21 protein-coding genes and 2 tRNA genes are annotated in these 24,527 nt (G+C 62.7%); 18 read left to right on the top strand and 5 right to left on the bottom strand.

The window, feature by feature from the left end; translation table 11 throughout:
* Positions 1-177 precede the first annotated feature (177 nt).
* Positions 178-1,839, bottom strand: a complete 1,662-nt coding sequence (locus V3314_RS05115; protein ID WP_015268635.1) for an OFA family MFS transporter — start codon at positions 1,837-1,839, stop codon at positions 178-180.
* Positions 1,840-2,226: 387 nt separating this feature from the next.
* Between V3314_RS05115 and V3314_RS05110 the strand changes: the two genes are divergently transcribed.
* The 4 genes from V3314_RS05110 (at position 2,227) to V3314_RS05095 (ending at position 5,972) form a co-directional block, all read left to right on the top strand.
* Positions 2,227-4,473 carry an AsmA family protein gene (locus tag V3314_RS05110; protein WP_338459984.1) on the top strand — a complete coding sequence of 749 codons (2,247 nt, stop codon included), beginning with the start codon at positions 2,227-2,229 and terminating at the stop codon, positions 4,471-4,473.
* On the top strand, positions 4,470-5,537 hold the full coding sequence (gene mutY / locus V3314_RS05105; protein ID WP_013970490.1) for an A/G-specific adenine glycosylase: 1,068 nt from the start codon (positions 4,470-4,472) through the stop codon (positions 5,535-5,537). Before V3314_RS05110 ends, mutY begins: the two co-directional genes overlap by 4 nt.
* On the top strand, positions 5,534-5,806 hold the full coding sequence (locus V3314_RS05100) for an oxidative damage protection protein (protein ID WP_003257478.1): 273 nt from the start codon (positions 5,534-5,536) through the stop codon (positions 5,804-5,806). Before mutY ends, V3314_RS05100 begins: the two co-directional genes overlap by 4 nt.
* Positions 5,807-5,896: 90 nt before the next feature.
* A tRNA-Phe gene (locus V3314_RS05095) sits at positions 5,897-5,972 on the top strand.
* Positions 5,973-6,112: 140 nt separating this feature from the next.
* Here the strand turns inward: V3314_RS05095 and V3314_RS05090 are convergent.
* On the bottom strand, positions 6,113-6,319 hold the full coding sequence (locus V3314_RS05090) for a hypothetical protein (protein WP_046614501.1): 207 nt from the start codon (positions 6,317-6,319) through the stop codon (positions 6,113-6,115).
* Positions 6,320-6,511: 192 nt separating this feature from the next.
* On the opposite strand from V3314_RS05090, the gene ppk2 reads away from it, so the two are divergent.
* Positions 6,512-7,492: a polyphosphate kinase 2 gene (gene ppk2 / locus V3314_RS05085; protein WP_046614502.1), complete on the top strand. Its 981-nt coding sequence runs from the start codon at positions 6,512-6,514 to the stop codon at positions 7,490-7,492.
* Positions 7,493-7,551: 59 nt separating this feature from the next.
* Positions 7,552-7,995, top strand: a complete 444-nt coding sequence (locus V3314_RS05080) for a hypothetical protein (protein ID WP_013970488.1) — start codon at positions 7,552-7,554, stop codon at positions 7,993-7,995.
* Between the two features lie 181 nt (positions 7,996-8,176).
* Here the strand turns inward: V3314_RS05080 and gabP are convergent, their stop codons facing one another.
* Positions 8,177-9,562 (bottom strand): GABA permease, encoded by a 1,386-nt coding sequence (gene gabP, locus V3314_RS05075; RefSeq protein ID WP_046614503.1) that lies wholly within the window; start codon positions 9,560-9,562, stop codon positions 8,177-8,179.
* A 664-nt stretch (positions 9,563-10,226) separates the two neighbouring features.
* On the opposite strand from gabP, the gene V3314_RS05070 reads away from it, so the two are divergent.
* From V3314_RS05070 to V3314_RS05050, 5 genes are all read left to right on the top strand, one after another.
* The gene (locus tag V3314_RS05070; protein ID WP_003257472.1) at positions 10,227-11,000 is read left to right on the top strand and encodes an ABC transporter ATP-binding protein; all 774 of its coding nucleotides are present in this window, start codon (positions 10,227-10,229) and stop codon (positions 10,998-11,000) included.
* Between the two features lie 11 nt (positions 11,001-11,011).
* Complete coding sequence (locus tag V3314_RS05065) at positions 11,012-11,767, top strand: ABC transporter substrate-binding protein (protein ID WP_046614504.1); 756 nt, start codon at positions 11,012-11,014, stop codon at positions 11,765-11,767.
* A 54-nt stretch (positions 11,768-11,821) separates the two neighbouring features.
* Positions 11,822-12,514, top strand: a complete 693-nt coding sequence (locus V3314_RS05060) for an ABC transporter permease (RefSeq protein WP_025337363.1) — start codon at positions 11,822-11,824, stop codon at positions 12,512-12,514.
* Positions 12,514-13,203 (top strand): ABC transporter permease, encoded by a 690-nt coding sequence (locus V3314_RS05055; RefSeq protein ID WP_015268628.1) that lies wholly within the window; start codon positions 12,514-12,516, stop codon positions 13,201-13,203. Before V3314_RS05060 ends, V3314_RS05055 begins: the two co-directional genes overlap by 1 nt.
* A gap of 128 nt (positions 13,204-13,331) precedes the next feature.
* Positions 13,332-14,537 (top strand): methyltransferase, encoded by a 1,206-nt coding sequence (locus tag V3314_RS05050; RefSeq protein ID WP_046614506.1) that lies wholly within the window; start codon positions 13,332-13,334, stop codon positions 14,535-14,537.
* Between the two features lie 388 nt (positions 14,538-14,925).
* On the opposite strand, the gene V3314_RS05045 is transcribed toward V3314_RS05050, so the two are convergent.
* Positions 14,926-15,216: a DUF3077 domain-containing protein gene (locus tag V3314_RS05045; protein ID WP_003257466.1), complete on the bottom strand. Its 291-nt coding sequence runs from the start codon at positions 15,214-15,216 to the stop codon at positions 14,926-14,928.
* A gap of 566 nt (positions 15,217-15,782) precedes the next feature.
* On the opposite strand from V3314_RS05045, the gene V3314_RS05040 reads away from it, so the two are divergent.
* The 3 genes from V3314_RS05040 to V3314_RS05030 all read left to right on the top strand — a co-directional run bounded on the left by V3314_RS05040 (position 15,783) and on the right by V3314_RS05030 (position 16,564).
* The gene (locus V3314_RS05040) at positions 15,783-16,031 is read left to right on the top strand and encodes a hypothetical protein (protein WP_046614507.1); all 249 of its coding nucleotides are present in this window, start codon (positions 15,783-15,785) and stop codon (positions 16,029-16,031) included.
* Between the two features lie 98 nt (positions 16,032-16,129).
* A tRNA-Thr gene (locus V3314_RS05035) sits at positions 16,130-16,205 on the top strand.
* A gap of 152 nt (positions 16,206-16,357) precedes the next feature.
* Positions 16,358-16,564 carry a DUF3079 domain-containing protein gene (locus V3314_RS05030; protein WP_338459983.1) on the top strand — a complete coding sequence of 69 codons (207 nt, stop codon included), beginning with the start codon at positions 16,358-16,360 and terminating at the stop codon, positions 16,562-16,564.
* A 253-nt stretch (positions 16,565-16,817) separates the two neighbouring features.
* Here V3314_RS05030 and V3314_RS05025 read toward each other — a convergent pair whose 3' ends face one another.
* Positions 16,818-19,115, bottom strand: coding sequence for a TonB-dependent siderophore receptor (locus V3314_RS05025; RefSeq protein ID WP_338459982.1), 2,298 nt, complete (start codon positions 19,113-19,115; stop codon positions 16,818-16,820).
* 140 nt (positions 19,116-19,255) lie between these two features.
* On the opposite strand from V3314_RS05025, the gene V3314_RS05020 reads away from it, so the two are divergent.
* The 4 genes from V3314_RS05020 to V3314_RS05005 all read left to right on the top strand — a co-directional run bounded on the left by V3314_RS05020 (position 19,256) and on the right by V3314_RS05005 (position 24,421).
* A complete protein-coding gene (locus V3314_RS05020) occupies positions 19,256-19,975 on the top strand; it encodes a response regulator (protein ID WP_046614510.1) in 720 nt (239 codons plus the stop codon).
* Between the two features lies 1 nt (position 19,976).
* Positions 19,977-21,344 (top strand): ATP-binding protein, encoded by a 1,368-nt coding sequence (locus V3314_RS05015; RefSeq protein WP_338459981.1) that lies wholly within the window; start codon positions 19,977-19,979, stop codon positions 21,342-21,344.
* A gap of 263 nt (positions 21,345-21,607) precedes the next feature.
* Positions 21,608-22,570, top strand: coding sequence for an IS110 family transposase (locus V3314_RS05010; protein ID WP_025337484.1), 963 nt, complete (start codon positions 21,608-21,610; stop codon positions 22,568-22,570).
* 186 nt (positions 22,571-22,756) lie between these two features.
* The gene (locus V3314_RS05005) at positions 22,757-24,421 is read left to right on the top strand and encodes an FMN-binding glutamate synthase family protein (protein WP_338459980.1); all 1,665 of its coding nucleotides are present in this window, start codon (positions 22,757-22,759) and stop codon (positions 24,419-24,421) included.
* Positions 24,422-24,527 lie beyond the last annotated feature (106 nt).

The following is a 24,527-nucleotide window of genomic DNA, read 5'->3' as shown; positions in this document are numbered from 1 at the left end:
ACGAGGAATTACGCAGGCTGGATACCGTTACAGGTCTATACAACCAGGGGTCTGGGGCTGCTTTGCAGCCCATCGCGACACAAGGCCGCTCCTACAGGGGACCACGCTCGCAGATAAAACGGGGACAGAGGTAGGAGCGGCCTTGTGTCGCGATGGGGCGCAACGCGCCCCCCCCAATCAATGGAACAGCACAGCCGTCTTCTGCAGGGTAATCCAAACGCCCCAGGCCAACGGCACGACCACCACTGCCCAGGCCAGCAGCACCAGTGGCAGGCTACCCGGCGCCGCCTTCCACTCCAGCGAGCGCGCCCCGTCGGCGCCCTTGTCATGGCTCAACGCCCGCTCGGCAGCCAGTTCGGCATCGCTCATGAAATGCTTGTCGGCCACCGGCCGCACCAGCATGTTGCAGACGAAGCCCAGCACCAACAGGCCGGCGAGGATGTACAAGGTCATGTCATAGGCAGCTGCACGCTCCACCCCTGCCGCCAACTGGTACTCGCGCAGGTAGGTGATAAGCACCGGCCCCAGAACCCCCGCCGCTGCCCAGGCAGTCAGCAGGCGGCCATGAATGGCGCCGACCATCTGCGTGCCGAACAGGTCGGCCAGGTAGGCCGGTACCGTGGCAAACCCACCACCGTACATCGACAGGATGATGCAGAACGCCGCCACGAACAGCGCCACGTTACCCAGGTGCCCCATGTTCGGCACCAGGCTGTACAAGCCCACGCCCAAGGCAAAGAAGGCGAAATAGGTGTTCTTGCGGCCAATGTAGTCCGAGAACGACGCCCAGAAGAACCGCCCGCCGATGTTGAACAGGCTCAGCAAGCCGGTGAAGCCGGCGGCGATCGCCGCAATCTGCGCCAGCTGGGCGCTGTTCAGCTCACTGAAGCTCAGCCCGTTGCCCAGCAGCTTGCCGGCGAACACTTCCTGCAACAAGGGCGAAGCCATGCCGAGGATGCCGATACCCGCCGACACGTTCAGGCACAGCACCAGCCAGATCAGCGCGAACTGCGGGGTCTTCCAGGCCACGCTGACGTGTACGTGGCGGTCGGTGACCATGGTATTGCCAGCTTTCTTCACTGGGGCGCTCCAGCCTTCTGGCTTCCAGCCGGTGGGCGGTACGCGATACGCCAGGGCACCGGCGGTCATGAACACGAAGTAGATCGCCGCCATTACGACGAAGCTCTGCCACACGCCCACTTCCTGCGCATTGCCGAAATGGCCCATCAGCGCGGTGGCCAGCGGTGCACCGACCATGGCCCCGCCACCGAAGCCCATGATCGCCATGCCGGTGGCCATGCCGCGCTTGTCCGGGAACCACTTGATCAGGGTCGAAACCGGCGAGATGTAGCCCAGACCCAGGCCGATACCACCGATTACGCCGGAACCCAGCCACATCAGCCACAGCTGGTGGGTTTTCACGCCAATCGCTGAAATCAGCATGCCGCCGCACCAGCACAGTGCCGACACCAGGCCGGCCTTGCGCGGGCCCGCGTGCTCCAGCCAACCACCCAGCACGGCCGCCGAGCAACCGAGGAAGACGAAGAACAGGGTGTAGATCCAGCTCAGCATGGAAATCGGCCAATCGCATTCGGCGCTGAACATACGGGCCATGAAGCCCATGTCCGCTGCGCAGGCAACTGGAGCGGTGATGCCAAGGGCTTGCGACAGCGGCAGCCAGAACACCGAGAAGCCATAGGCCATGCCGATGCACAGATGTATGGCCAGGGCGGCCGGCGGGACCAGCCAGCGGTTGAAGCCCGGACGGGCGATGATGCGCTCCTTCGACAGGAAGCCTGGCGCACTGGCCAAGGTCCCCGCCGCGACGGTACTGCTCATGGATCAGATCCTTCTTATAGGGAGGGTGCAGGCAAAGCGGCGCAAGGGTAGCAGCATCAAGCAGCGTGAAAGCAATCTGATATCGTTAATTTTTGCTCGGCTGAAACGGTCATGTTGCCTGTACCGGCCCTATCGCCGGCAAGCCAACTCCCAAAAGTACCCCACCTACCTCGGGAACAGCGCGATCCCTGTGGGAGCTGGCTTGCCGGCGATAGGGCCAGTAAAGGCCGCACGTTCGGAACTGACAAAATCATGGCTGTCGAAAGCCGTACCATCTGATGCTCGCATAGGAAATGTCTCGTATCTCTGGTCGAATACGCAGGGGCAACCACTGCGGCGCTATACTCTGGCGCCTGAATTTCAAAAACGGACTACAAGGACTCGCCCATGAAAGCGTTCGGCAAAATCCTGGGACTTGGGCTTCTCGGGTTGCTGCTGATCATCGTGGCGCTGGGCTTCGCCCTGACCCACCTCTTCGATCCCAACGACTACAAAGACGAGATTCGCCAGCTGGCACGTGACAAGGCTCACGTCGAGCTGACCCTCAACGGGGACATCGGCTGGAGCCTGTTCCCGTGGCTGGGCCTGGAGTTGCACGAAGCGAGCATTGCCACCTTGAACAAACCCAAGGAGCCGTTCGCCGACCTGCAGATGCTCGGCCTGTCGGTGCGTGTGCTGCCACTGCTGCGCCGCGAAGTGCAAATGAGCGACGTGCGCGTCGAGGGCCTGAACCTGACCCTGGCCCGTGACGAACAGGGCCATGGCAACTGGGAAGACATCGGCAAGCCATTGTCCGCGCAGAACGGCACCAGCGCCGATACGCAGGCCAGTGCTCCGGCCCAGGCACCAGCTGAACAGGCGTCGGCACCGGTCGCCAGCAACGAACGCGCCGTCAAGCTGGACATCGACAGCCTGACCGTGAACAACGCACGCGTGCAGTACACCGATGCGAAGACCGGCCAGAGCTACAGCGCCGAAAGTATCCAGCTGAGCACCGGCCCGGTCCACGAAGGGGCGAGCATTCCGCTCAAGGCCAGCGCCTTCCTAAGTGCCAGCCAGCCGAACATCAAGGCCCGCACCGAACTGGCCGGCGAGCTGCGCTTCGACCGCAAGCTCAAGCGCTACAACTTCGAAGACATGCGCCTGTCGGGCGAAACCTCGGGCGAGCCCACCGGCAGCAAGACCGTGACCTTCGCTGCCCAAGGCCAGGTGCTGGTCGACCTGGCCGCCAATGTCGCCTCGTGGAACGGCCTGAAAGTCTCGGCCAACCAGCTGCGCGCCCTGGGCGAACTGAACCTGCGTGACCTGGACAAGGCGCCACAGCTTAGCGGTGGCCTGTCCATCGCCCAGTTCGACCTGCGCACCTTCCTCGACAGCATCGGCCGCCCGCTGCCTGCCACCAACGACCCGGCGGCCTTCGCCAAGCTGGAACTGGTCACCCGCCTGCAGGGCACGCCGAACAGCCTGGCCCTGGAAGACCTGGCGGTGAAGCTGGATGACAGCACATTCAGTGGCCGCGTGGCCGTCGAAGACTTCGCCAAACAGGCCCTGCGCCTGCAGCTCAAGGGCGACACCTTCAACGCCGACCGCTACCTGCCGGCCAAGAGTGAAGAGGCCAAGGGCGCCACTGCCGCGCGCCAGGCCGAGGTCAAGCAACAGGAAGCCAGCGCGGTCGCCGGCCCTGGCACCACGCCGCTTCCCAACGCCCCGACCCAGGTCGCCTGGAGCGACGACAAGCTGCTGCCGGTCGACCGCCTGCGCGCCCTGGACTTGCAGGCCGACGTGGCCTTCGGCTCGCTGACCCTGGACAAACTGCCGATCGAAGAGGCCCAGCTCAAGGCCACCGGCCAGGGCGGCCTGCTGACCCTGCAAACCCTGCGCGGTGAACTGTACAACGGCACCTTCGAGGCCAAGGGCACCGTCGATGTGCGCCCTGCCGTGCCGCAACTGGGCGTCAATACCAGCATCCAGCGGGTGCCGGTGGAACACTTCATCAAGACCGAGGGCAAGGAACAGACGCCACCGGTCAAAGGCCTGCTGACCCTGGCCAGCGACCTGACCGCCACCGGCAACAGCCAGAAGGCCCTGGTCGACACCCTCAACGGCAACGCCAACTTCGTCATCAACGACGGCGTGCTGGTCAATGCCAACCTGGAACAGCAGCTGTGCAAGGCCATCGCCACGCTGAACCGCAAATCGCTCACCGGCGAGCCACGCGGCAAGGACACCCCGTTCCAGGAACTGCGCGGCAGCCTGGTGGTGCGCAATGGCGTTGCCAACAACCCGGACCTCAAAGCGCGCATTCCGGGCTTGACCGTCAATGGCCATGGTGACCTCGACCTGCGTGTACTGGGCATGGACTACAACGTTGGCGTGGTCGTCGAAGGCGACCAGCGCGCCATGCCGGACCCGGCCTGCCAGGTCAACGAACGCTATGTGGGTGTCGAAATACCGCTGCGCTGCCGCGGCCCGCTTGAGCTGGGCGCCAAAGCCTGTCGCCTGGACCAGGACGGCCTGGGCAAGGTTGCCGCCAAGCTGGCCGGCAACCGCCTGCAGGACAAGATCGATGAAAAACTCGGAGACAAAGTGAGCCCTGAATTGAAAGACGCGCTCAAGGGGCTGTTCAAGCGATGAGCCCCGAGCAGTTCTCCAGCGCTGTGCTGGATTGGTATGACGAACACGGCCGGCACGACCTGCCCTGGCAACAGGGCATCAACCCATACCGGGTGTGGGTGTCGGAAATCATGTTGCAGCAGACCCAGGTCAGCACCGTGCTCAACTACTTCGACCGCTTCATGCAGGCCCTGCCGACCGTGCAGGCCCTGGCCGAGGCGCCGGAGGACGAGGTGCTGCACCTGTGGACGGGCCTGGGCTACTACACCCGGGCACGCAACCTGCAAAAGGCCGCTAAGATCGTGGTCGAACAGCATGGCGGCGAATTCCCGCGCAGTGTCGAGCAGCTCACCGAGCTGCCTGGCATCGGCCGCTCCACCGCCGGTGCGATCGCCAGCATCAGCATGGGCATCCGCGCACCGATCCTCGACGGCAACGTCAAGCGCGTGCTGGCCCGCTACACCGCCCAGGCTGGCTACCCCGGCGAGCCCAAGGTGGCCAACCAGCTGTGGGCCACGGCCGAACGCTTTACCCCGCAGCAGCGAGCCAACCACTACACCCAGGCGATGATGGACATGGGCGCCACGCTGTGCACTCGCAGCAAGCCCAGTTGCCTGATCTGCCCACTACAGCGAGGCTGCGAAGCGCACCTGCACGGTGAGGAAACCCGCTACCCCGAGCCCAAGCCGCGCAAGGCACTGCCGCAACGCCGCACGCTGATGCCGCTGCTGGCCAACCACGAAGGCGCCATCCTGCTTTACCGCCGCCCGTCCAGCGGCCTGTGGGGTGGTTTGTGGAGCCTGCCGGAACTGGACGACATCGCCCAGCTCGACGACTTGGCCTACCAACACGGCCTTCGCCTGGCTGACAGCCGCGCCATGGACGGCCTGACCCATACCTTCAGCCACTTCCAGCTGGCGATCGAGCCCTGGCTGGTGCGCGTCGACCCGGTCGGCCAGCACGTGGCCGAGGCCGACTGGCTCTGGTATAACCTCGCCACCCCGCCGCGCCTGGGCCTCGCCGCCCCGGTGAAAAAGCTGCTCAAACGCGCGGCCGACGAACTGATTGCAGGAGACGCCCGATGACCCGCACCGTGATGTGCCGCAAGTACAAAGAAGAACTGCCAGGCCTGGAACGCCCGCCCTACCCCGGCGCCAAGGGCCAGGACATCTTCGAACACATCTCGCAGAAAGCGTGGGCCGACTGGCAGAAGCACCAGACCATGCTGATCAACGAAAAACGCCTGAACATGATGAACGCCGAGGACCGCAAATTCCTCCAGGGCGAGATGGACAAGTTTTTCGCCGGCGAAGAATACGCCCAGGCGGAAGGCTACGTTCCACCCTCGGAATGACCCCACGGAACGTAAGCGACGGAATTAATTTAAAATTTTTTAAAAAAGTCGTTGACGAGCGGTCTGAAAGTCTATTTAATTCACCTCGTCGCCCAGATAGCTCAGTCGGTAGAGCAGAGGATTGAAAATCCTCGTGTCGGCGGTTCGACTCCGTCTCTGGGCACCACCTTCAAGCTTCTGGTGGTTGCAAAGTTACCCGAAGCGACAACAAGAAACCCGCCTAGTGCGGGTTTTTTGTTGTCTGTGGTTTTTGTCCTCCAGGAAAGCCCCCGCCTCATCAAGGGGGGGGCCGCACTACAAAAACGCTTAACCCTCATACTCACTCTGCGTCATCTGCCCCAAGTAGGAGACGCTCAACAAATGCAGCGTCTGGCCCGGGACCGAATCGGCGATTTTCTTGATGTCCGCCGCGGTCACCCGATAGCTGTCAGCAGGCAGAGTTCCCGAGCGGTAACCCACCTCCTCGCCGTCTTCGTCATAGCTGATGAAGTTGAGATAAAAGTAGTGCTTCATGTGTAACCTCCAGTTCAAGTGCCCCACACCGTGCGAGGCTTACGCAGCCTATTTGGCGCTTGCAGCCCACAACAGGTGGAACCGATGACACGGTGGCGCCAGGCCATTAGCCATTGACCCGCATCAACGAGGCAGCCGCCAACTCTCGATAGCATGGAGCATGGACATCCGACCCGACCCGCAAGGACCTCCATGAGCGAAGAATCCCCCCTCCTGCTCCCCGCTCCCAGCGAGCCCGCCATCACCACAGCCCGCATGCGCCGCCCACGCCAGCGCAAGCCGGAGCCGACGATCACCAGCATCAGCCAGCAACCTGCAGCACTGGAAGTCGCCACCGCCCCCAAGGGCAGCAACGAAGACAGCACCTCGGCCCGCCTGCCGGCCAGCTACCCCTACCGCACCCGCATGCGTCGCCAGGACTACGAAAAGGCCAAGCACGCACTGCAGATCGAGTTGCTGAAGGTACAGAGCTGGGTTAAGGCAACTGGCCAGCGCGTGGTGATCCTGTTCGAAGGGCGCGATGCCGCAGGCAAGGGCGGCACCATCAAGCGCTTCATGGAGCACCTCAACCCTCGCGGTGCGCGCATCGTTGCCCTGGAAAAGCCTTCCGAGCAGGAAAAAGGCCAGTGGTACTTCCAGCGCTACATCCAGCACCTGCCCACAGCGGGCGAAATGGTGTTCTTCGACCGCTCCTGGTACAACCGCGCCGGGGTCGAAAAGGTGATGGATTTCTGCTCGCCGCTGCAATACCTGGAATTCATGCGCCAGGCCCCGGAGCTGGAGCGGATGTTGTGCAACAGCGGCATCCTGCTGTTCAAGTACTGGTTCTCGGTGAACCGCGAAGAGCAGCTGCGCCGCTTCATCTCGCGCCGGGACGACCCACTGAAGCACTGGAAGCTGTCACCCATCGATATCAAATCGCTGGACAAGTGGGACGACTACACCGCTGCCAAGGAGGCGATGTTCTTCCATACCGATACTGCCGATGCGCCATGGACCGTGATCAAGTCCGATGACAAGAAGCGTGCGCGGATCAACTGCATCCGGCACTTCCTGCATTCGCTGGATTACCCGGGCAAGGACCACAGCGTGGCGCATGCACCGGATGCGCTGCTGGTCGGGCGCGCATCGCGAGGTTTCGAGGAAGATGAGGCAGAGCCGCAGGCCAGTTGAATCGGCGTGCCTGCTGCGCTTCAATACGCGCAATTTCCGCCCCACCAAGGATTCACCCCATGGCCACCCCCACCAAGCAACAGAAACGCGCCAAGCGCGCCGCCAGCAAGGCCAAGCAGAACCGCATGGTACGCAGCGGCCAGGCAGTCAAGGCCAGCGCCGGCGACAGCGCCAGCATCGAGCAGGTGTATAACAAGGCCATGGAATCGGGCAGCTACGACCCACTGTTCAAGAAAATGAAGGAAGCCCAGGAAGGCGGCCTGGTGCCGATGATTTCGGTGTTTCTGGTAGACCCGCTGCTGGCCCTGGTGCTCAAGGGGCACAAGGAAGAACACGCCACCGACTACATCGTGCTGGTGTTCAATGCCTACCGCAAATGGCTGGACGGGGCCGACGAAGAGGCCACCATGGCCTGGCTGGAGAGCGATGAGTTCCAGGCAGCTTATGTGGCGGCTTCTGAACTGGTTGCCAAGCAGCAACAGCAGCAGAAGCAGTTTGGTTGACAGGGCCATGTGACCTGCCCCGGCCCATTCGCGGGTAAACCCGCTCCCACAGGGATATCACAGAAATTAAGATATGTGGTGTACCTGTGGGAGCGGGTTTACCCGCGAACAGGCCGGTACAGTCCACAAAAAAGGCCGCGCCCTTCACAGGACGCGGCCTTTTCATTCCAGCCAGCGCAGATCAGTTATCCAGCGCCACCCGCCCGGCAGCTTCACGCTTGCGGTGCACCAGCAAGCCAGCCGCCACCACACCAATGCTCAGCAGTGCGGTCGCGATGATTTCGGCGCGATGGTCCTCACGCAGCGCCATTACCACCAGAATGGCGATGATGAAGGCAATGGTCGCCCAGGTCAGGCCCGGGAACAGCCACATCTTGAAGGTGATCTTCTCGCCGCGGGCTTCACGCTGGGCACGCATGCGCAACTGCGACACGGCGATCACCAGGTACACCAGCAGCGCAATGGCACCAGAGCTGGCCAGCAGGAACTCGAATACCTGGGCCGGGGCCACGAAGTTGGCGAACACACAGAGAAACGCAGCAGCAGTGGACAGCATAACCGCCACATGCGGGGTAGCCGACTTGGTGGTGCGCTGGGCAATGGCCGGGGCGTCACCACGCTTGCTCAGCGAGAACAGCATGCGCGACGAGGTGTACAGTGCCGAGTTCAGGCAGCTGGTCACGGCGATCAGCACGACGATGTCGACGATCAGTTTGGCATTCGGCACGCCGATGCGGCTCAGCACGGTCTGGTAGGAACCGGTCTCGGCCAGGGCCGGGTCGTTCCACGGCACCAGTGCCACGACCAGGAAGATCGACACCAGGTAGAACAGGCAGATACGCCAGATCACCGAGTTGGTGGCGCGGCTGATCTGCTTGCCCGGGTCCTTCGACTCGGCAGCGGCGATGGTAACGATTTCGGTACCCATGAACGAGAACATGGTGGTCAGCATGGCTGCCAGCACCGCGCCCAGGCCGTTAGGCATGAAGCCCTGGGTGTCGAACAGGTGGCTGGCACCGCTTACCTGGCTGCTCGGCACGAAGCCGAACAAGGCAGCACAACCCACAGCGATGAAGCCGATGATCGCCAGCACCTTGAGCAGGGCGAACCAGAACTCGAACTCGCCGTAGTTCTTCACGCTGCACAGGTTGGTCAGGGTCAGCGCCAGGGTGATGACCAGGGAGAACGCCCACAGGTCGACCGCAGGGAACCAGGCATGCAGGATGGCCGCGGCGGCGTTGGCCTCCAGCGGAATTACCAGTACCCAGAACCACCAGTACAGCCAGCCAATGGTGAAACCGGCCCAACGCCCGATGGCGCGGTCGGCATATGTCGAGAACGAACCTGTGTCAGGCGAGGCGACCGCCATTTCGCCCAACATGCGCATCACCAGCACGACCAGCGTACCGGCGGCAGCGTAAGCCAGCAGCACGGCCGGGCCGGCAGCAGCGATGGCGTGGCCGGAGCCAACGAACAGGCCGGCACCGATGACGCCAGCGATGGACAGCATGGTCACATGCCGTTGTTTGAGCCCCTGAGCGAGGTCATTGGAATTGTTACCGCTCATTAAAACTACCTTTGTAAGGAGTGGACCACTCCGACTGCGGTTACGGAGCGCGCCTGGGGTTGACCTGGGCGTCGCTGCAATCGGCGGTTTCCTACTGGCAATAAGCGCGCCATGTGCTGAATGCATTCGTCAGAAAAGTCTGCGAGCCTTTTGGTATGCGGTTTGGAGGGCTTTCGGCCAATGCCTGACCGAAAGGCCGCCAAATCATCGGATTACTGAAATACTCACTTACAAACGCACCAAAGGTGCTCCCCGGTAACACCCGTGCACCACTGCAATGCCAAAAAGTGCAACCTGCAGGTACAACCTCGGCACCTGACCGCCCCCGTTCGCGGGCATACTCACTCACACAGGTCAGGCGCAACCATTTGGGCATTTTAAAGAACCTGTGGGAGCGGGCATGCCCGCGAAAGGTCTAAAACCGCTTCCATGAGCGGGCCAAAGCTGGCACCATCGCGCCTTTTTTCATCAAGGCTCTGGTGCTGGGCGATGCCTTCGCGGACATCCGCGCGACGTTGCGCTGCAACGATGCGACAAACTGCCCCACCAGCGCCCCGAGTCCCCAGCGACCCTGTTGGCCGTGATAATGCCGCTATGCTAGCGTGGCGCACGCCAGGAAGGCCGCCAACAGCTGGGAACGCACCCGTACACATGAGGACCGCACATGGCTCAGGCCACGCCCGCGCTGGAAATCCGCAATCTGCACAAACGCTACGGCGAGCAGGAAATTCTCAAGGGCATTTCGCTGACCGCGCGCGACGGTGACGTGATCTCCATCCTGGGGTCGTCCGGCTCCGGCAAGTCCACCCTGCTGCGCTGCATCAACCTGCTCGAAAACCCGCACCAGGGCGAAATCCTGGTCGCCGGTGAAGCCCTCAAGCTCAAGGCCGCCAAGAACGGCGACCTGGTCGCCGCGGACAACCGCCAGATCAACCGCCTGCGCAGCGAGATCGGCTTCGTCTTCCAGAACTTCAACCTGTGGCCGCACATGTCGATCCTCGACAACATCATCGAGGCGCCACGCCGCGTGCTCGGCCAGAGCAAGGCCGAGGCCATCGAAGCCGCCGAAGCCCTGCTGAACAAGGTGGGCATCTATGACAAGCGCCACAGCTACCCCGCCCAGCTTTCCGGTGGCCAGCAACAGCGAGCCGCCATTGCCCGTACCCTGGCCATGAAGCCCAAGGTCATCCTGTTCGACGAGCCAACTTCGGCGCTCGACCCAGAAATGGTCCAGGAAGTGCTAAACGTTATCCGCGCATTGGCCGAAGAAGGCCGTACCATGCTGCTGGTGACGCACGAGATGAGCTTTGCCCGCCATGTGTCCAGTGAAGTCGTCTTCCTGCACCAGGGCCTGGTCGAAGAGCAGGGATCGCCGCAGCAGGTCTTCGAAAACCCGACCTCGGCGCGTTGCAAGCAATTCATGTCCAGCCACCGCTAACGGAGCAATACATGCACACTTACAAGAAATTCCTCCTGGCAGCTGCTGCCACGCTGGTGATGTCGGCCAACGCCCTGGCCGCAGAAAAACTGCGCATGGGTATCGAAGCCGCCTACCCACCGTTCAACAACAAGGATGCCAGCGGTAACGTGGTCGGCTTCGACAAAGACATCGGTGACGCCCTGTGCGCCAAGATGAAAGTCGAGTGCTCGGTCGTCACCTCCGACTGGGACGGCATCATCCCGGCCCTGAACGCCAAGAAGTTCGACTTCCTGGTTTCGTCGCTGTCGATCACCGACGAGCGCAAGCAGGCCGTGGACTTCACCGATCCGTACTACTCCAACAAGCTGCAGTTCATCGCGCCGAAAAACGTCGACTTCAAAACCGACAAGGCCTCGCTCAAGGGCAAGGTGATCGGTACCCAGCGCGCCACCCTGGCTGGCACCTGGCTGGAAGACAACTACGGTGACGACGTAGAGATCAAGCTGTACGACACCCAGGAAAACGCCTACCTCGACCTGGTCTCCGGCCGCATCGACGGCATCCTGGCCGACAAGTACGTGCAGTACGAGTGGCTCAAGAGCAAAGACGGCTCGAACTTCGAGTTCAAGGGCGAGCCGGTGATGGACAGCGACAAGATCGGCATTGCCGTGCGCAAGGGTGACACCAAGCTGCGCGACGACCTGAACAAGGCCCTGGCAGAAATCAAGGCCGACGGCACGTACAAGAAGATCAACGACAAGTACTTCCCGTTCAGCATCGAATGATCCGCCCCGACCGGCGCGCCCTTGCGGCGCGCCAGTCCCTAGAATGACCTGCCCATGAATATCGACCTGCACGGATTCGGTCCGGCCATGATGGCCGGCACCCTGATGACCGTAAAACTGGCGCTTTGCGCCTTGCTGCTGGGCCTGGTCCTGGGCCTGCTCGGCGCCCTGGCCAAGACTTCCTCGATCAAGCCGCTGCAATGGCTTGGTGGCTTCTATTCGACCCTGGTTCGCGGCGTACCCGAACTGCTGTGGGTACTGCTTATCTATTTCGGCACCGTCGGCTTGATGAACGCCCTCGGTGAAGCCCTGAACATGCCGGGCCTGGAGCTCAGCGCCTTCGCTGCGGGTGTGATCGCCCTGGGCCTGTGCTTCGGCGCCTACGCCACCGAAGTGTTCCGTGGCGCCATCCTGGCGATCCCCAAGGGCCACCGTGAAGCCGGCCTGGCGCTTGGCCTGTCCAAAGGCCGCATCCTGTCGCGGATCATCCTGCCTCAGATGTGGCGCATCGCCCTGCCCGGCCTTGGCAACCTGTTCATGATCCTGATGAAGGACACCGCGCTGGTATCGGTAATCGGCCTGGAAGAAATCATGCGCCACGCACAAATCGGCGTGACCGTGACCAAAGAGCCGTTCACCTTCTACATGGTCGCGGCCTGCATCTACCTGAGCCTGACTATCATCGCGATGACCGGAATGCACTTCATGGAAAAACGCGCCGCTCGCGGCTTTGCGAGGGCCGAATAATGAATTGGGAAGTCATCATCAAATGGCTGCCACGCCTGGCCCAGGGTGCGACCCTGACCCTGGAGCTGGTGGCCATCGCAGTGGTTGCCGGGTTGATCCTGGCCATTCCGCTGGGCATCGCCCGTTCCTCGCGCCACTGGTATGTGCGCGCGGTGCCGTTCAGCTACATCTTCTTCTTCCGTGGCACGCCGCTGCTGGTGCAGCTGTTCCTGGTCTACTACGGCCTGGCGCAGTTCGACGCGGTGCGTTCGAGTTCGCTGTGGCCGTACCTGCGCGACCCGTTCTGGTGCACCGTGCTGACCATGACCCTGCACACTGCTGCCTACATCGCCGAGATCCTGCGCGGCGCGCTGCAGTCGATCCCCAAGGGTGAGATCGAGGCGGCGCGGGCGCTGGGCATGTCGCGGGGCAAGACGCTGTTCTACATCATGCTGCCACGCGCCGCGCGCATCGGCCTGCCGGCGTACAGCAACGAAGTGATCCTGATGCTCAAGGCCAGTGCCCTGGCCAGTACCGTGACCCTGCTGGAATTGACCGGCATGGCCCGTACCATCATTGCCCGCACCTACCTGCCAGTAGAGATCTTCTTTGCCGCCGGGGTGTTCTACCTGGTGATCTCGTTCGTGCTGGTGCAGGGCTTCAAGCTGCTGGAGCGTTGGTTGCGCGTGGATGCCTGCCAGGGCCGCTGAGACCTCACTGACTGCTTCGCGGGCACGCCCGCTCCCACAGGTGTAGCGCCAACCTTGAATGTGGCGCTATACCTGTGGGAGCGGGCGTGCCCGCGAAGAGGCCCTCGAACCCACCACACATCCTTGCCATGCCCAACCAACTCCACAGCCCCCACCTAAGCACCCGCTTCCAGGCCCTCGACCAGTTCCTGATCGAGCACCAGCAGCTGTGGAAACCCCGCCCCTTCACCACCCTGCACCTGGCCTGGGAAACCGCCCACCCCGAGCTTGCCGCCCACCTGCGCCAATGCTCCCTGGCAGACGCCGAAACCGACACCACCGCTGCCCCATTGCCCGCCCCGTTCCCGCAACTGGCCCAGCAAGCCCAACAGCTTTCGGCCCTCGGCAACCTGCCGGCGACCGATCTACCCACCGCCGCGCACCGCCTAGACGTCGCCGTCCCCGGCCGCAAATGGCAGCAGATCGAAGCCTTCGCCAGCCACCTAGCCTTCCGCGAACAGCCCCGTCACTGGCTGGACTGGTGCTCCGGCAAAGGCCACCTGGGCCGCCGCCTGCTGCAACCCGGCCAACACCTGACCTGCCTGGAATACGATGCCGAACTGGTCGCCGCCGGCCAGGCCCTGAGCGCGCACCACCACTTGCCGGCGCAGCATGTGCACCAGGACGTGATGGCCAACGACAGTGCCCGCCACCTTGCTGGCGACAAAAGCGTGGTTGCTCTGCACGCCTGTGGCGACCTGCATGTGCGCCTGATGCAACTGGCCAGCCAGCAAGGTTGCCGGCAACTGGCCGTAGCCCCCTGCTGCTACAACCGCATCGCGACGCAGCAGTACCAGGCGTTATCCACAGCCGCGCAAGCCTCCAGCCTGCGGCTGTCACTGGACGACCTGGGCCTGCCCTTGAGCGAAACCGTTACCGCCGGCGCCCGCGTACGACGCCAGCGCGACACCTCGATGGCCCGGCGCCTGGGCTTCGACCTGCTGCAACGCCAGCAGCGCCAGACCGATGAGTACCTGCCGACACCATCGCTACCCGTGGCCTGGCTGGAGAAGCCCTTCGAGCAGTACTGCCGCGACCTGGCCGAACTCAAGCAATTGCAGCTGACTGGCAACCCGCACTGGGCAGCCCTGGAAGCCGCAGGCTGGCAACGCCTGGCCGAGGTCCGCAACCTGGAGCGCGTGCGCAACCTGTTCCGCCGGCCGCTGGAGCTGTGGCTGGTACTCGATCGCGCCCTGTTCCTCGAAGAACAAGGCTACAACGTGCGCCTTGGCCTGTTCTGCGACTACCCACTTACCCCGCGCAACCTGCTCATCCTCGCCGAACGCGACCGTTAGCCGCAGCACAACCTGTGGATAACTCTGTGAACAAGCTTGTGATTACCTGTTGGATCCAAGCGCTATTTCAACCGCTTGGCTTATTCCGGCTTGCCCGTCAAGGCCAGTAAAAACAGGCGTTTGCGCAAAGACAGGCGGTGTACTGATCCGGCATGCCTTTCGCGCAAGACGCCGATGCCACTTGTGCATAAACATTTCTTGTGGTTGACGACTGCGTCTAAAGCCTTACTCAGAATGGCCTGATTTGCGCGGTGCCTTGTAGGAGCGGCCTTGTGTCGCGAAAGGGCTGCAACGCAGCCCCAGCAATATCTGCAAATACGCCAAAAACGGGGGCCGCCCTGCGGCCCATCGCGACACAAGGCCGCTCCCACACTGACCGCATAAGGGTTCAATGCGCCTTGTTCTTGGCAATCTCGATATCGTTCATCAGCGCCTTGGCCATGTCGCACAGATAATCGGCGGCACCCAGGAATTTATGGTCATCCTCCATATCCCCCTCGCGCACCAGGTGCTTGATGTAGCCCATCAGAATCGAGACATGCTCATAGGCAGCATCGACGGGGACGCCAGGCTCGACGCGTAGAAGATTGAGGGATGGGTTACCGGCTGCGAGGAAGGTTTCCACGCCTGCGGTGGTGATCGGCTTGGGGCTGCGGGGATCAGTATCGATCGTTTTCAATTTTCAAACTCCCTAGTTCAAAGGAGTTGCCGTGTTCATTCTTTCTCACGGAACAAAGGCGGCAACCGTGCACGAGGTGAGAAACCGAGTGAACATAGGAAGCTCGGCCAGACCAAGGTCTGCCCGCGCACGGTCGCCATTACGCAGCCGATACGTTCAAAATCGGGTTCTCACACCCGGTCGCCAGAGCGACCCGAAAACGGTATCCGTGAGCCATTTCCCCGACAACAGCGATACTTCGGCGGCGCGCGTAGGATAGTTCCGAAGCCACCAAACCCTGAAGTTGTTAGCCCTAAAGTTCAGAATCTTCGTACAGCTGATGGCCCTTTCGCGGGCGCGCCCGCTCCCACAGGTACTACACAGTTTCAAGGCTTGTGGAGATCCTGTGGGAGCGGGCAAGCCCGCGAATAGGCCATCACAAGCAACACAAAGCTAATGCCCGACCGCCGCAACGGTGTATCATCCGCCCCCCAAATCATTAAAAAGTGACGTCGCGCGCTGCCCGCCAGCCCCGCGACCTTCTGGCGTTGCGCCAGAACCGACATGGACTAACGGACCCGACCATTGTGACCCAGACCAAGCCCCTCGCCCTGCTGACCCTCACCCTGGCCCTGACCGGCTGCGCCAGCGGCACCGCTCCCCACCCCACCAGCAGCCTGGGCTGGAACCACCCTGGCATGCAGCTGGGCGGCGACAACGGCCTGCCCCTGCGCACCGAAAGCCCCTGCCGCAAGCGCGGCTGCGACAACGACAAGTTGTTCTTCAACCCGGGCAAAACCGAGCCGAGCGTCACCACCATCCATCGCGGCTGGTAGGAAAATTCTTCTTTCAGGTCGGTGACTTAGGTCATTTGCGAACATTCGCAACGAAGTGGTTTACAGGCGCCAACCGATCGTTATAATGACGCCCCATTGCCGGTATAGCTCAGATGGTAGAGCAACTGACTTGTAATCAGTAGGTCCCGGGTTCGATTCCTGGTGCCGGCACCATACGCAGTATCAAAAAAGGCTCACCGAAAGGTGGGCCTTTTTTGTTTCCAGCACGCTCTGCATGATCCCTTCCCCCAAGATTGATCTCAATCAAGCCTGACGCCGGCACGCAGCATAGCCTGAGATCAGTCAGCCCTTGAGGGAAGGAAACCATGCCCAAGAAATTCCCCACAAACCCCAGCCACCCGGAGCGCATCTGCTGGGGCTGCGACCTGTACTGCCCGGCCAAGTCATTAGCCTGTGGCAATGGGGCGAGTCGGACCATGCACCCGGTGGAACTGTTTGGTGAGGACTGGGATAGTTTCGAGGACCGGCTGGCGAAGCCGATTGATCGCGAGCAAGGGACTGGGCCCGGGTGAAATGGGCGGCTTTGCGGGCCATCGCCGGCAAGCCGGGCTCCGACAGGTACAGTGCATGCCTTGAGCCTGGTGCAGCCCCAGCGAATCAGGTGCTGCGGTGGATGCCACGGGCTTCGCCCGTGTTCGCGGGCGCGCCCGCTCCCACAGGGATCGCGCCACCTGTGAGAAATTGAGCAAGGTAGTCGCTCCCAAAGTACCTGTGGGAGCCCGGCTTGCCGGCGATGGGCTGCGCAGCAGCCCCAGGTGCGTTTGATCAGAACGCCGTGCTGACCGTCAGCGACAGATTGCGTGGGTCACCATAAATCGCCCCGGCATAGAACCCGTAGCGGGTGTAGTAGTGCTTGTCGAACAGGTTGTTGGCGTTGAGGCTGACGCTGGTGTCGTCGGTCAGCTGGTACTTGGCCATGGCATTCCAGATGGCATAACCGGACCAGTTCACGTCAGTGGCACCGGTGCTCACACCATTGCTCGGCTGGCCTGCCGGGCTGGAGATTGCGCGGATGTTGCTCTGCGCAGTAACCCCGGCGCCCAGGGTCAGGCGGTCGAGCGGGCCGGAAAGGCGATAGGTGGTCGAGGCCTTGAACAGGTGCGATGGGTCGCTGCGGCCGTCGCTGTCGACGCGGCGGAAGTGCAGGTAGGTGTAGCCGGCGTACACGTTCCAGCTGGGGGTCAGGGCGCCGGCGACTTCCAGGTCGATACCATCGGTTTCCTGGCCGGAACCGGCCTTGTAGGCATCGCCACCGGTCGGGGTGGTGAGGTCGCCGTCGAGCACTGCCTTGTTTTCCTGCTTGGTGCGGAAGTAGGCCGCCGAGGCGTTCAGGCGGCCATCGAACCACTCACCCTTGATACCCGTCTCGTAGCTTTGCCCGCGAATCGGCTCGACCTTGCTGCCGCTGCTGGTTTCAGCGGTTTGCGGGGTGAAGATGTCGGTGTAGCTGGCATACAGCGAGTAGTTGTCGTTGAGGTCGTACACCGCGCCAAGGTACGGAGTGACGATGCCGTTCTCTTCCTGGCTGGTACGTGCGCCAGCCACGCTGCGGGTGGTGGCCGAGTAGTTGCTGGTGCGCACGCCGAGGATGACCGACAGCGGGTCGGTGATGCTCAGGCGGGTTGCAGCGTACATGCCCTGCAGGCGGGTGGTGGTCTTGCTGTGGCGGCCGGTGCGCGAGGCGATGATGTTGTAGTCGTCATCCACGCCATTGCGCCAGTCGGTCAACGGGAAGCCGTTGTTGGCGCGGAACTGGCAACCCAGCGCAGGCGCACTGGCCATGCCGTCGCCAACCATGGTGCAGGTGTATTCCGGCGACCAGGCCACGGTGCGGCTGTCGTTGTAGCCAACCATCGCCTGGTGGGTACGGCCGAACAGCTGGAACGGGCCGGACAGGTCGATCTGCGCCGACTGCTGGGTGGTGTCGGTGGAGCTGTGCAGGCCGTTGAGCACGGCGCCGCTGCCATCCTGGTCCCAGTAGCCGCCGTAACTGCCACGGCCCGCCGAGTTGACCTTGGCCAGGCCGCGGTGGTTTAGGGTTTCGGCGGTGCTCTGGGCGGCTTTCAGGTCCAGCGTCCAGTCATTGTCGAAGCGGTGCTCCAGCGAGCCGAACGCGGTGCGGGTGGTGTACTCGCCAAAGCTCCAGCTGGGTACCACGTTGGTGCTGCGCGGCAGGTCGGTCTTGCTGCCATCGCGGTACCAGATCGGGATGTTCGCACCCCAGCCACCGCCAACAATCTTGTTGTACTCGTACTGGTAGCCGGCACCGAGGGTGGTGGCATCGTCCAGGTCGAACTCGAAGTTGGCCAGCGCGGCGCGAGAGCGCTCGGACTGGTTGTCGCGGTATGAGTTGGCGTCCTGCTGGGTCATCACGAAGCGCGAACGCAGGCGGCCGTCTTCGGACAGCGGCAGGTTGAGGTCGGCGCCCAGGCGGCGCTTGTCCCAACTGCCGTAGGTGGCATATGCGCTACCGCCGAACGTTTTGGTCGGTGCCTTGCGGATCAGGTTGACGGTGGCCGACGGGTCGCCGGTACCGCCCAGCAGGCCGTTGGCGCCGCGCACGATGTCGATGCGCTCGTACAGGTCCATGTTCAGTGCATTGCCGCCGCCACTGAAGTCGGAGCCGCCCTGGAACTGCAGGCCATCGACCTTCCAGTTGCTGATCGAGTAACCACGGGCACGGTAGTCGGTACGCCCGCCCACTTCGGACTTGCTCGCGGTCACGCCTGGGGTGGTTTCCAGCGCTTGCTCGATGGTGTGGATGTCGCGGTCATCCATCTGCTGGCGGGTAATGGTGGTGACTGACTGCGGCGTCTGGCGCGGCGTCAGGGCCAGGCCGGTGGAGCTGCGGGTGCTTTCGACGGTGTAACCCAGCTGGCCGGCTTCGTCGGCGGACAGCAGGGCACTGTCTTCGATTTGCGTGGCTTCCAGTTCCAGGGGCTTGCTGTCGGCAGCCATCGCGCCACCGCTGACGGCCATGGCAATGAACAGTGCCAGCGGTTTGAGGCGCGTGCCGCCTCGGCTGATGGAGGGGAAGGCGTTCGGGTTGCTCTCGGAGTTCATTTGGGAAGGCTTCGTATTTGCAGATGATTTTTTGTTAGGATTCTAGGGATAGGCCCTCCGGGCTCCAGCCCCGGCTTGTACGGGGATGTAATCGAACGTAACGAGCGCCCCCGGCCCTCACCTAACAGGTGTTTCCCTGCATGAGCACAACTTTGCTTGTTGTCGACGATGACGACGAGATTCGCGAACTTCTTTGTGATTACCTGACAGATGCAGGCTATAACGTGCTGGCAGCGGCTGACGGCGAGCAGATGCGCGAGCAACTGGCCCGACACAAGGTGGAGCTGGTAGTGCTGGACCTGATGCTGCCAGGCGAAGACGGCCTGAGCCTGTGCCGCCAGCTGCAAGCCACGCCGGGGCTGGCGGTGATCATGCTGTCGGCCAAGGGCAGCACGCTGGACCGCATCATCGGCCTGGAGGTGGGTGCCGATGACTACCTGGCCAAGCCCTTCGAGCCACGCGAGCTGATCGCCCGGATAAAGGCCGTGCTGCGTCGTCCGCAACGCCTGGATGCGCCCGCCGAAGAGCCCGTAGAAGATGCCCAGCTGTTCGCCGGCTTCCGCCTGGAACATGTGAAGCGCCTGCTCACCCGCCCCGATGGCGAGACCCTGACCCTGCCCCGCTCCGACTACCGCGTATTGCGCGAGCTGCTGGAAGCCAACAACCGCGTAGTATCCCGCGACCAGCTGACGCGCAGTGCGTTCGGCCGCGACCACCTGCCAGACGACCGTTCGGTGGACATGTGCGTCAGCCGCCTGCGCCAGCACCTGCGCCATGCGCCGGCGGGTACCGCGCAAATTCTCACCATCCGCAACGAAGGCTATCTGCTGAGCATCGCCGCCAACGGGGCCGATGCCTGACATGCGCTGGCTGCGCCGGCTGTGGCCACGCACGTTGTTCGGCCAGTTGCTGCTGATAATGGTCAGCGGCACCGTGCTGATCCAGTTGATGTCGAGCAGCATCTGGTTCGATGTGCGTTTTGCCCAAGTACTCGAGGCCCCTGTCCGGCTGATTGCCGCACGCAGCGCGCCGTTGATCGCCCAGGCCGACTGCCGTGCCGGTGCACTGCAGGCGCCAGCGCATTACCAGCTGCGTTGCAGCGAAACCCTGCCCACGCCGGTGCAGGACGAGCGCCGTGGGCGCAGGCGTATCGAACTGTTGCTGCATCAGGCCCTCGAGTACGAGTTGGGGCATGCCCAGGACGTGCGCCTGATTAAGGTGCAGCTGACCGATGAACACGGCCAGCCGATCGTCTGGCGCAGCCTGTTCGGCCTGCGCACGGCCCAGGGGCATCTGCAGTTCGCGGTGCCGTTGGCCGATGGGCACTGGCTGACTATCGAGGGCCAGGAACTGCAAGGCTGGAGCGGCGAGTCGGCCTGGGTGCTTATCAGCGATTACCTGTTGCGGGTGTACGCGCTGCGCATCGTCGCGGTATTGCTGGTGTGCCTGATCGCCGTGCGCCTGTGCCTGCGCCCGTTGCGGCGCCTGGCCGATGCCGCGCGCGGTCTTGGTAGCAACCTCGAGCAGCCGCCTTTGGCGCTGGATGGCCCGGAGGAAGTGCGCCAGGCGGCCCAGGCCTTCAACGCCATGCAGCAGCGGCTGATCGCGATGGTCAACGACAAGGCCCACTTCCTGGCGGCGGTGTCCCACGACCTGCGCACCCCTCTGACGCGCATGCGCCTGCGCCTGGAGCGCCTGCCGGACGACGAAAACCGGAAACGCCTGCGGCAGAACATTGCGCAGATGGACAACATGATCGGCCAGGTGCTCGATTACTTGCGCGCGGGGGAGCAACAGAACTTGCAGCAGGTGGACCTGGACCGGCTGGTGGTGCGCCAGTGCGCGGAGCTGGCCACTGCTGAAGAGCCGCTGCCGGTGCATGGCCAGGCGGGCAGCCTGCGGGTCGATGCCCTGCTGCTGCAGCGTTGCCTGCAGAACCTGCTGGTCAATGCGTTGCGTTATGCCAAGGAGGTTTCGGTCACGCTGGAGCGCGCTACTACGGGGGTGTTCATCCATATCGACGACCGCGGACCGGGGATTGCACCGGGCCTGCTGGCGACCATCATCGACCCGTTCGTGCGCGGTGAAGGGTCGCGCAACCAGGCGTCCGGGGGGTATGGGCTGGGGTTGAGCATTGCCCAGCGGATTGCTGCCAGCCATGGGGGCGAGTTGCTGTTGGCGAACCGCGAGGGGGGTGGGTTGCGGGTCAGCGTTTTGTTGCCTCGCTAACACTTTTGCGGGGCAGGAACCTTACCGCCTGTGCTGGCCTCATCGCCGGCAAGCCAGCTTGTATGGTGATACTCGAAGGGGTGGTGGGACGAAAAAGCCGAATCTGACTGTTCACAGCAGTACAGACCGTGGGAGAACTCGCCCCACCCCTTCACCAAAGCGCCGATAAAGAATGCATCGTTTGCAAGCGACGATAGAAGCAAGCCAGCGCCTCTTGGTGAAACCCCTCCGAGCCCAAAAACCATACCGTGGGAGTTCAGGCGATGGCAATGCGAGTAGAGAAGTTCATCATTGGCGTCGATGTCGCCAAGGTCGAACTGGTCAGCTATTGCGAGGAAACCGCTCAACAACACTCGTTGAAAAATACAAAGCCTGAGATCCGCAAGTGGCTGGCACTTCAGCCAGCCAATACGGCTATCTGTGTTGAAGCCACCAACGTTTATCACCTGGACCTGGTGGAGATGGCTTACGAAAAGGGTTTTGCAGTCTATGTCGTTGATGGGTACCAACTCAGCAACTACCGAAAAGGGATTGGCGGGCGTGCCAAAACTGATGCATCTGATGCCTGCCTGCTAGCCCGTTTCCTGGATCGTGAGGGCAGTTTGCTTCGTCCTTGGTCACCCCCTCCAGCCGTCTACAGCAAGCTTCAGAGCCTTCTCCGACGCCGAGCAGCGCTGGTGTCAGCGCGCACCAGTCTGACCCAGAGTTGGGGTAACGAAGCGTCCCTCAAGGACGCCTTCAATAGCTTCGCCAAACACTTTGAGTCGCTTGATCTGCTGATTCAAAAGCGTTTGAAGACGCTGGTTAGAGAAGCGGGGCTGAGCGAGCAGGTTGCCCGCTGCCAGGCAGTTGAAGGCATTGGTTTTCTGACTGCCGTCGCTTTAGTCACCGCCTTCATCCGCGGCGACTTCAAGCGCAGCGATTCATTCATCGCTTTTCTAGGCATGGATCTGAAAGTTGCCGAATCAGGCCAGAAATCCGGACGCCGATGCTTAACCAAGCGAGGCTGCTCAGAAGTGCGCCGGCTACTGCACAATGCAGCCATGGCGGCTAGCAAGACAGCTGCGTGGAAAGAGGTGTATGAACATTATCGGAATACAGGTAAGGCAACCACTCAGGCCCTTGTCATCCTGTCCCGAAAGCTGGCCAGAATTGCATTCGCCTTGATGAAGACTCAAGGCGAATACATGAGCAAAGGGGGCAAAAAGCATTGCCCACAACCATAGAATCTCCCACAGGTACTGCGCATGGCTTGAAATCGTTGCGGTCGAGGTGGGACCTGGCTCGTCGGCGATGAGGCCAGCACAGGCAACACAACCACAATCAGGTAACAGTCTTTTACCGATTACCCAGGTTTTCCCCTCCCCGCCTTTGCCTATCCTATGCCCGGTCATCCTGCCTGCGATGGACCCATGAAACACTCTCTACCCAGCCGCTACGCCTGCCTCGCTCTCTGCTTGCTGTTCACCTTCGCCAGCCTGCCGCTGCTACCCCAGCATGCCTGGCTGTGGCCGTTGACACTGATCACCACGTTGCTCAGCCTTGTCGGGCTGAACGACCTGCGGCAAAGCCACCACTCCGTGCGCCGCAACTACCCGGTCCTGGGCAACATCCGCTACCTGATCGAAACCATCCGCCCGGAAATCCGCCAATACCTGATCGAGGGCGACGACGACAAGCTGCCGTTCTCCCGCTCGCAGCGCTCGCTGGTCTACGCCCGGGCCAAGAACGAAAGCGCCGAGAAGGCCTTCGGCACCCTCAACGATGCCTACAAGCCCGGCTTCGAGTTCATCAGCCATTCCATGTTGCCAGTGGCCACGCCAGACCCGGCATCGTTTCGCATCGCCATCGGCGGGCCGCAATGCCGCCTGCCCTACTCGGCGTCGATCTTCAATATCTCGGCCATGAGCTTCGGTGCCCTCAGTGCCAACGCCATCGCTGCCCTCAACCGCGGTGCACGCATGGGCCGTTTTGCCCATGACACCGGCGAAGGCAGCATCAGCCCTTACCACCGCGAACATGGCGGTGACCTGATCTGGGAAATCGGCAGCGGTTACTTCGGCTGCCGCACCGAGGACGGCCGCTTCGACCCGCAGCGCTTCGCCGAGCAGGCGCGCTCGCCACAGGTGAAGATGATAGAGATCAAGCTCAGCCAGGGCGCCAAGCCGGGCCACGGCGGCATCCTGCCGGGGCACAAGGTCAGCCCCGAGATTGCCGCCACCCGTGGCGTGCGCGTGGGCGAGGATTGCATCTCGCCGGCGGCGCACAGTGCCTTCCGCACCCCGGTCGAGTTGCTGCAGTTCGTGGCCAGCCTGCGCGAACTGTCGGGCGGCAAGCCGGTGGGGTTCAAATTCTGCCTGGGCCACCCCTGGGAGTTCATGGGCATTGCCAAGGCCATGCTGGCCACTGGCATCACGCCGGACTTCATCGTCGTCGATGGCAAGGAAGGCGGCACCGGTGCGGCACCCCGCGAGTTCAGCGACAACATGGGCGTGCCGATGCGCGAAGGCCTGATGTTCGTGCACAACACCCTGGTCGGCCTGAACCTGCGCGCCAGCATCCGCATTGGCGCGGCAGGCAAGATCGTCAGCGCCTTCGACATCGCCAGCGTGCTGGCCATCGGGGCGGACTGGGTCAACTCCGCGCGCGGTTTCATGTTTGCCATCGGCTGCATCCAGTCGCAGAGCTGCCACACCAACAAATGCCCGACCGGCGTGGCCACGCAAGACCCGCTGCGCCAGCGCGCTCTGGTGGTGCCGGACAAGGCCGAGCGGGTGGCCAGCTTCCACCGCAACACGCTGCATGCGCTGGCCGAAATGTTGGCTGCCGCGGGCCTGGAACACCCTTCGGAACTCAAGCCCAAACACCTGGCGCGGCGTATCAGCCCCAGCGAAATCGGTCTGTTCTCGGACCTGCACACATTCCTCAAGCCGGGCGAATTGCTCAGTGGCTCGATTGAAAGCGAGTTTTATGCGCGGATGTGGCGGATGGCGCGCAGTGACAGCTTTGCGCCGGAGACTGGGGAGGGAGAGGTGAAGGTTGCCGGGGTGCGGCGCAGGGCAGTGGAGCCGGCGTGAAAGCCGGGGGCCGCTTTGCGGCCCTTTCGCGACACAAGGCCGCTCCCACAATGGTCCTGCGCATGCCGATCAATGTGGAAGCGGCCTTGTATCGCGATGGGCTGCA

It is taken from the genome of Pseudomonas sp. TE3-3-F2023, from assembly GCF_036784815.1.
Classification (GTDB): domain Bacteria; phylum Pseudomonadota; class Gammaproteobacteria; order Pseudomonadales; family Pseudomonadaceae; genus Aquipseudomonas; species Aquipseudomonas pudica.
The sequence above is the reverse complement of the archived record's forward strand: the minus strand, read 5'-3'. Positions and strand labels throughout refer to the sequence as shown.

Bases quoted from the DNA above. Each gene is read 5' to 3' on its own strand.
- mutY (WP_013970490.1), top strand. From the start codon at position 4,470: ATGAGCCCCGAGCAGTTCTCCAGCGCTGTGCTGGATTGGTATGACGAA.
- V3314_RS05060 (WP_025337363.1), top strand. From the start codon at position 11,822: ATGAATATCGACCTGCACGGATTCGGTCCGGCCATGATGGCCGGCACC.
- V3314_RS05080 (WP_013970488.1), top strand. From the start codon at position 7,552: ATGGCCACCCCCACCAAGCAACAGAAACGCGCCAAGCGCGCCGCCAGC.
- V3314_RS05010 (WP_025337484.1), top strand. From the start codon at position 21,608: ATGGCAATGCGAGTAGAGAAGTTCATCATTGGCGTCGATGTCGCCAAG.
- V3314_RS05020 (WP_046614510.1), top strand. From the start codon at position 19,256: ATGAGCACAACTTTGCTTGTTGTCGACGATGACGACGAGATTCGCGAA.
- gabP (WP_046614503.1), bottom strand. From the start codon at position 9,562: ATGAGCGGTAACAATTCCAATGACCTCGCTCAGGGGCTCAAACAACGG.
- V3314_RS05090 (WP_046614501.1), bottom strand. From the start codon at position 6,319: ATGAAGCACTACTTTTATCTCAACTTCATCAGCTATGACGAAGACGGC.
- V3314_RS05015 (WP_338459981.1), top strand. From the start codon at position 19,977: ATGCGCTGGCTGCGCCGGCTGTGGCCACGCACGTTGTTCGGCCAGTTG.
- V3314_RS05110 (WP_338459984.1), top strand. From the start codon at position 2,227: ATGAAAGCGTTCGGCAAAATCCTGGGACTTGGGCTTCTCGGGTTGCTG.
- V3314_RS05025 (WP_338459982.1), bottom strand. From the start codon at position 19,115: ATGAACTCCGAGAGCAACCCGAACGCCTTCCCCTCCATCAGCCGAGGC.
- V3314_RS05065 (WP_046614504.1), top strand. From the start codon at position 11,012: ATGCACACTTACAAGAAATTCCTCCTGGCAGCTGCTGCCACGCTGGTG.
- V3314_RS05115 (WP_015268635.1), bottom strand. From the start codon at position 1,839: ATGAGCAGTACCGTCGCGGCGGGGACCTTGGCCAGTGCGCCAGGCTTC.
- V3314_RS05050 (WP_046614506.1), top strand. From the start codon at position 13,332: ATGCCCAACCAACTCCACAGCCCCCACCTAAGCACCCGCTTCCAGGCC.
- V3314_RS05030 (WP_338459983.1), top strand. From the start codon at position 16,358: ATGCCCAAGAAATTCCCCACAAACCCCAGCCACCCGGAGCGCATCTGC.
- V3314_RS05100 (WP_003257478.1), top strand. From the start codon at position 5,534: ATGACCCGCACCGTGATGTGCCGCAAGTACAAAGAAGAACTGCCAGGC.
- V3314_RS05055 (WP_015268628.1), top strand. From the start codon at position 12,514: ATGAATTGGGAAGTCATCATCAAATGGCTGCCACGCCTGGCCCAGGGT.
- V3314_RS05070 (WP_003257472.1), top strand. From the start codon at position 10,227: ATGGCTCAGGCCACGCCCGCGCTGGAAATCCGCAATCTGCACAAACGC.
- ppk2 (WP_046614502.1), top strand. From the start codon at position 6,512: ATGAGCGAAGAATCCCCCCTCCTGCTCCCCGCTCCCAGCGAGCCCGCC.
- V3314_RS05005 (WP_338459980.1), top strand. From the start codon at position 22,757: ATGAAACACTCTCTACCCAGCCGCTACGCCTGCCTCGCTCTCTGCTTG.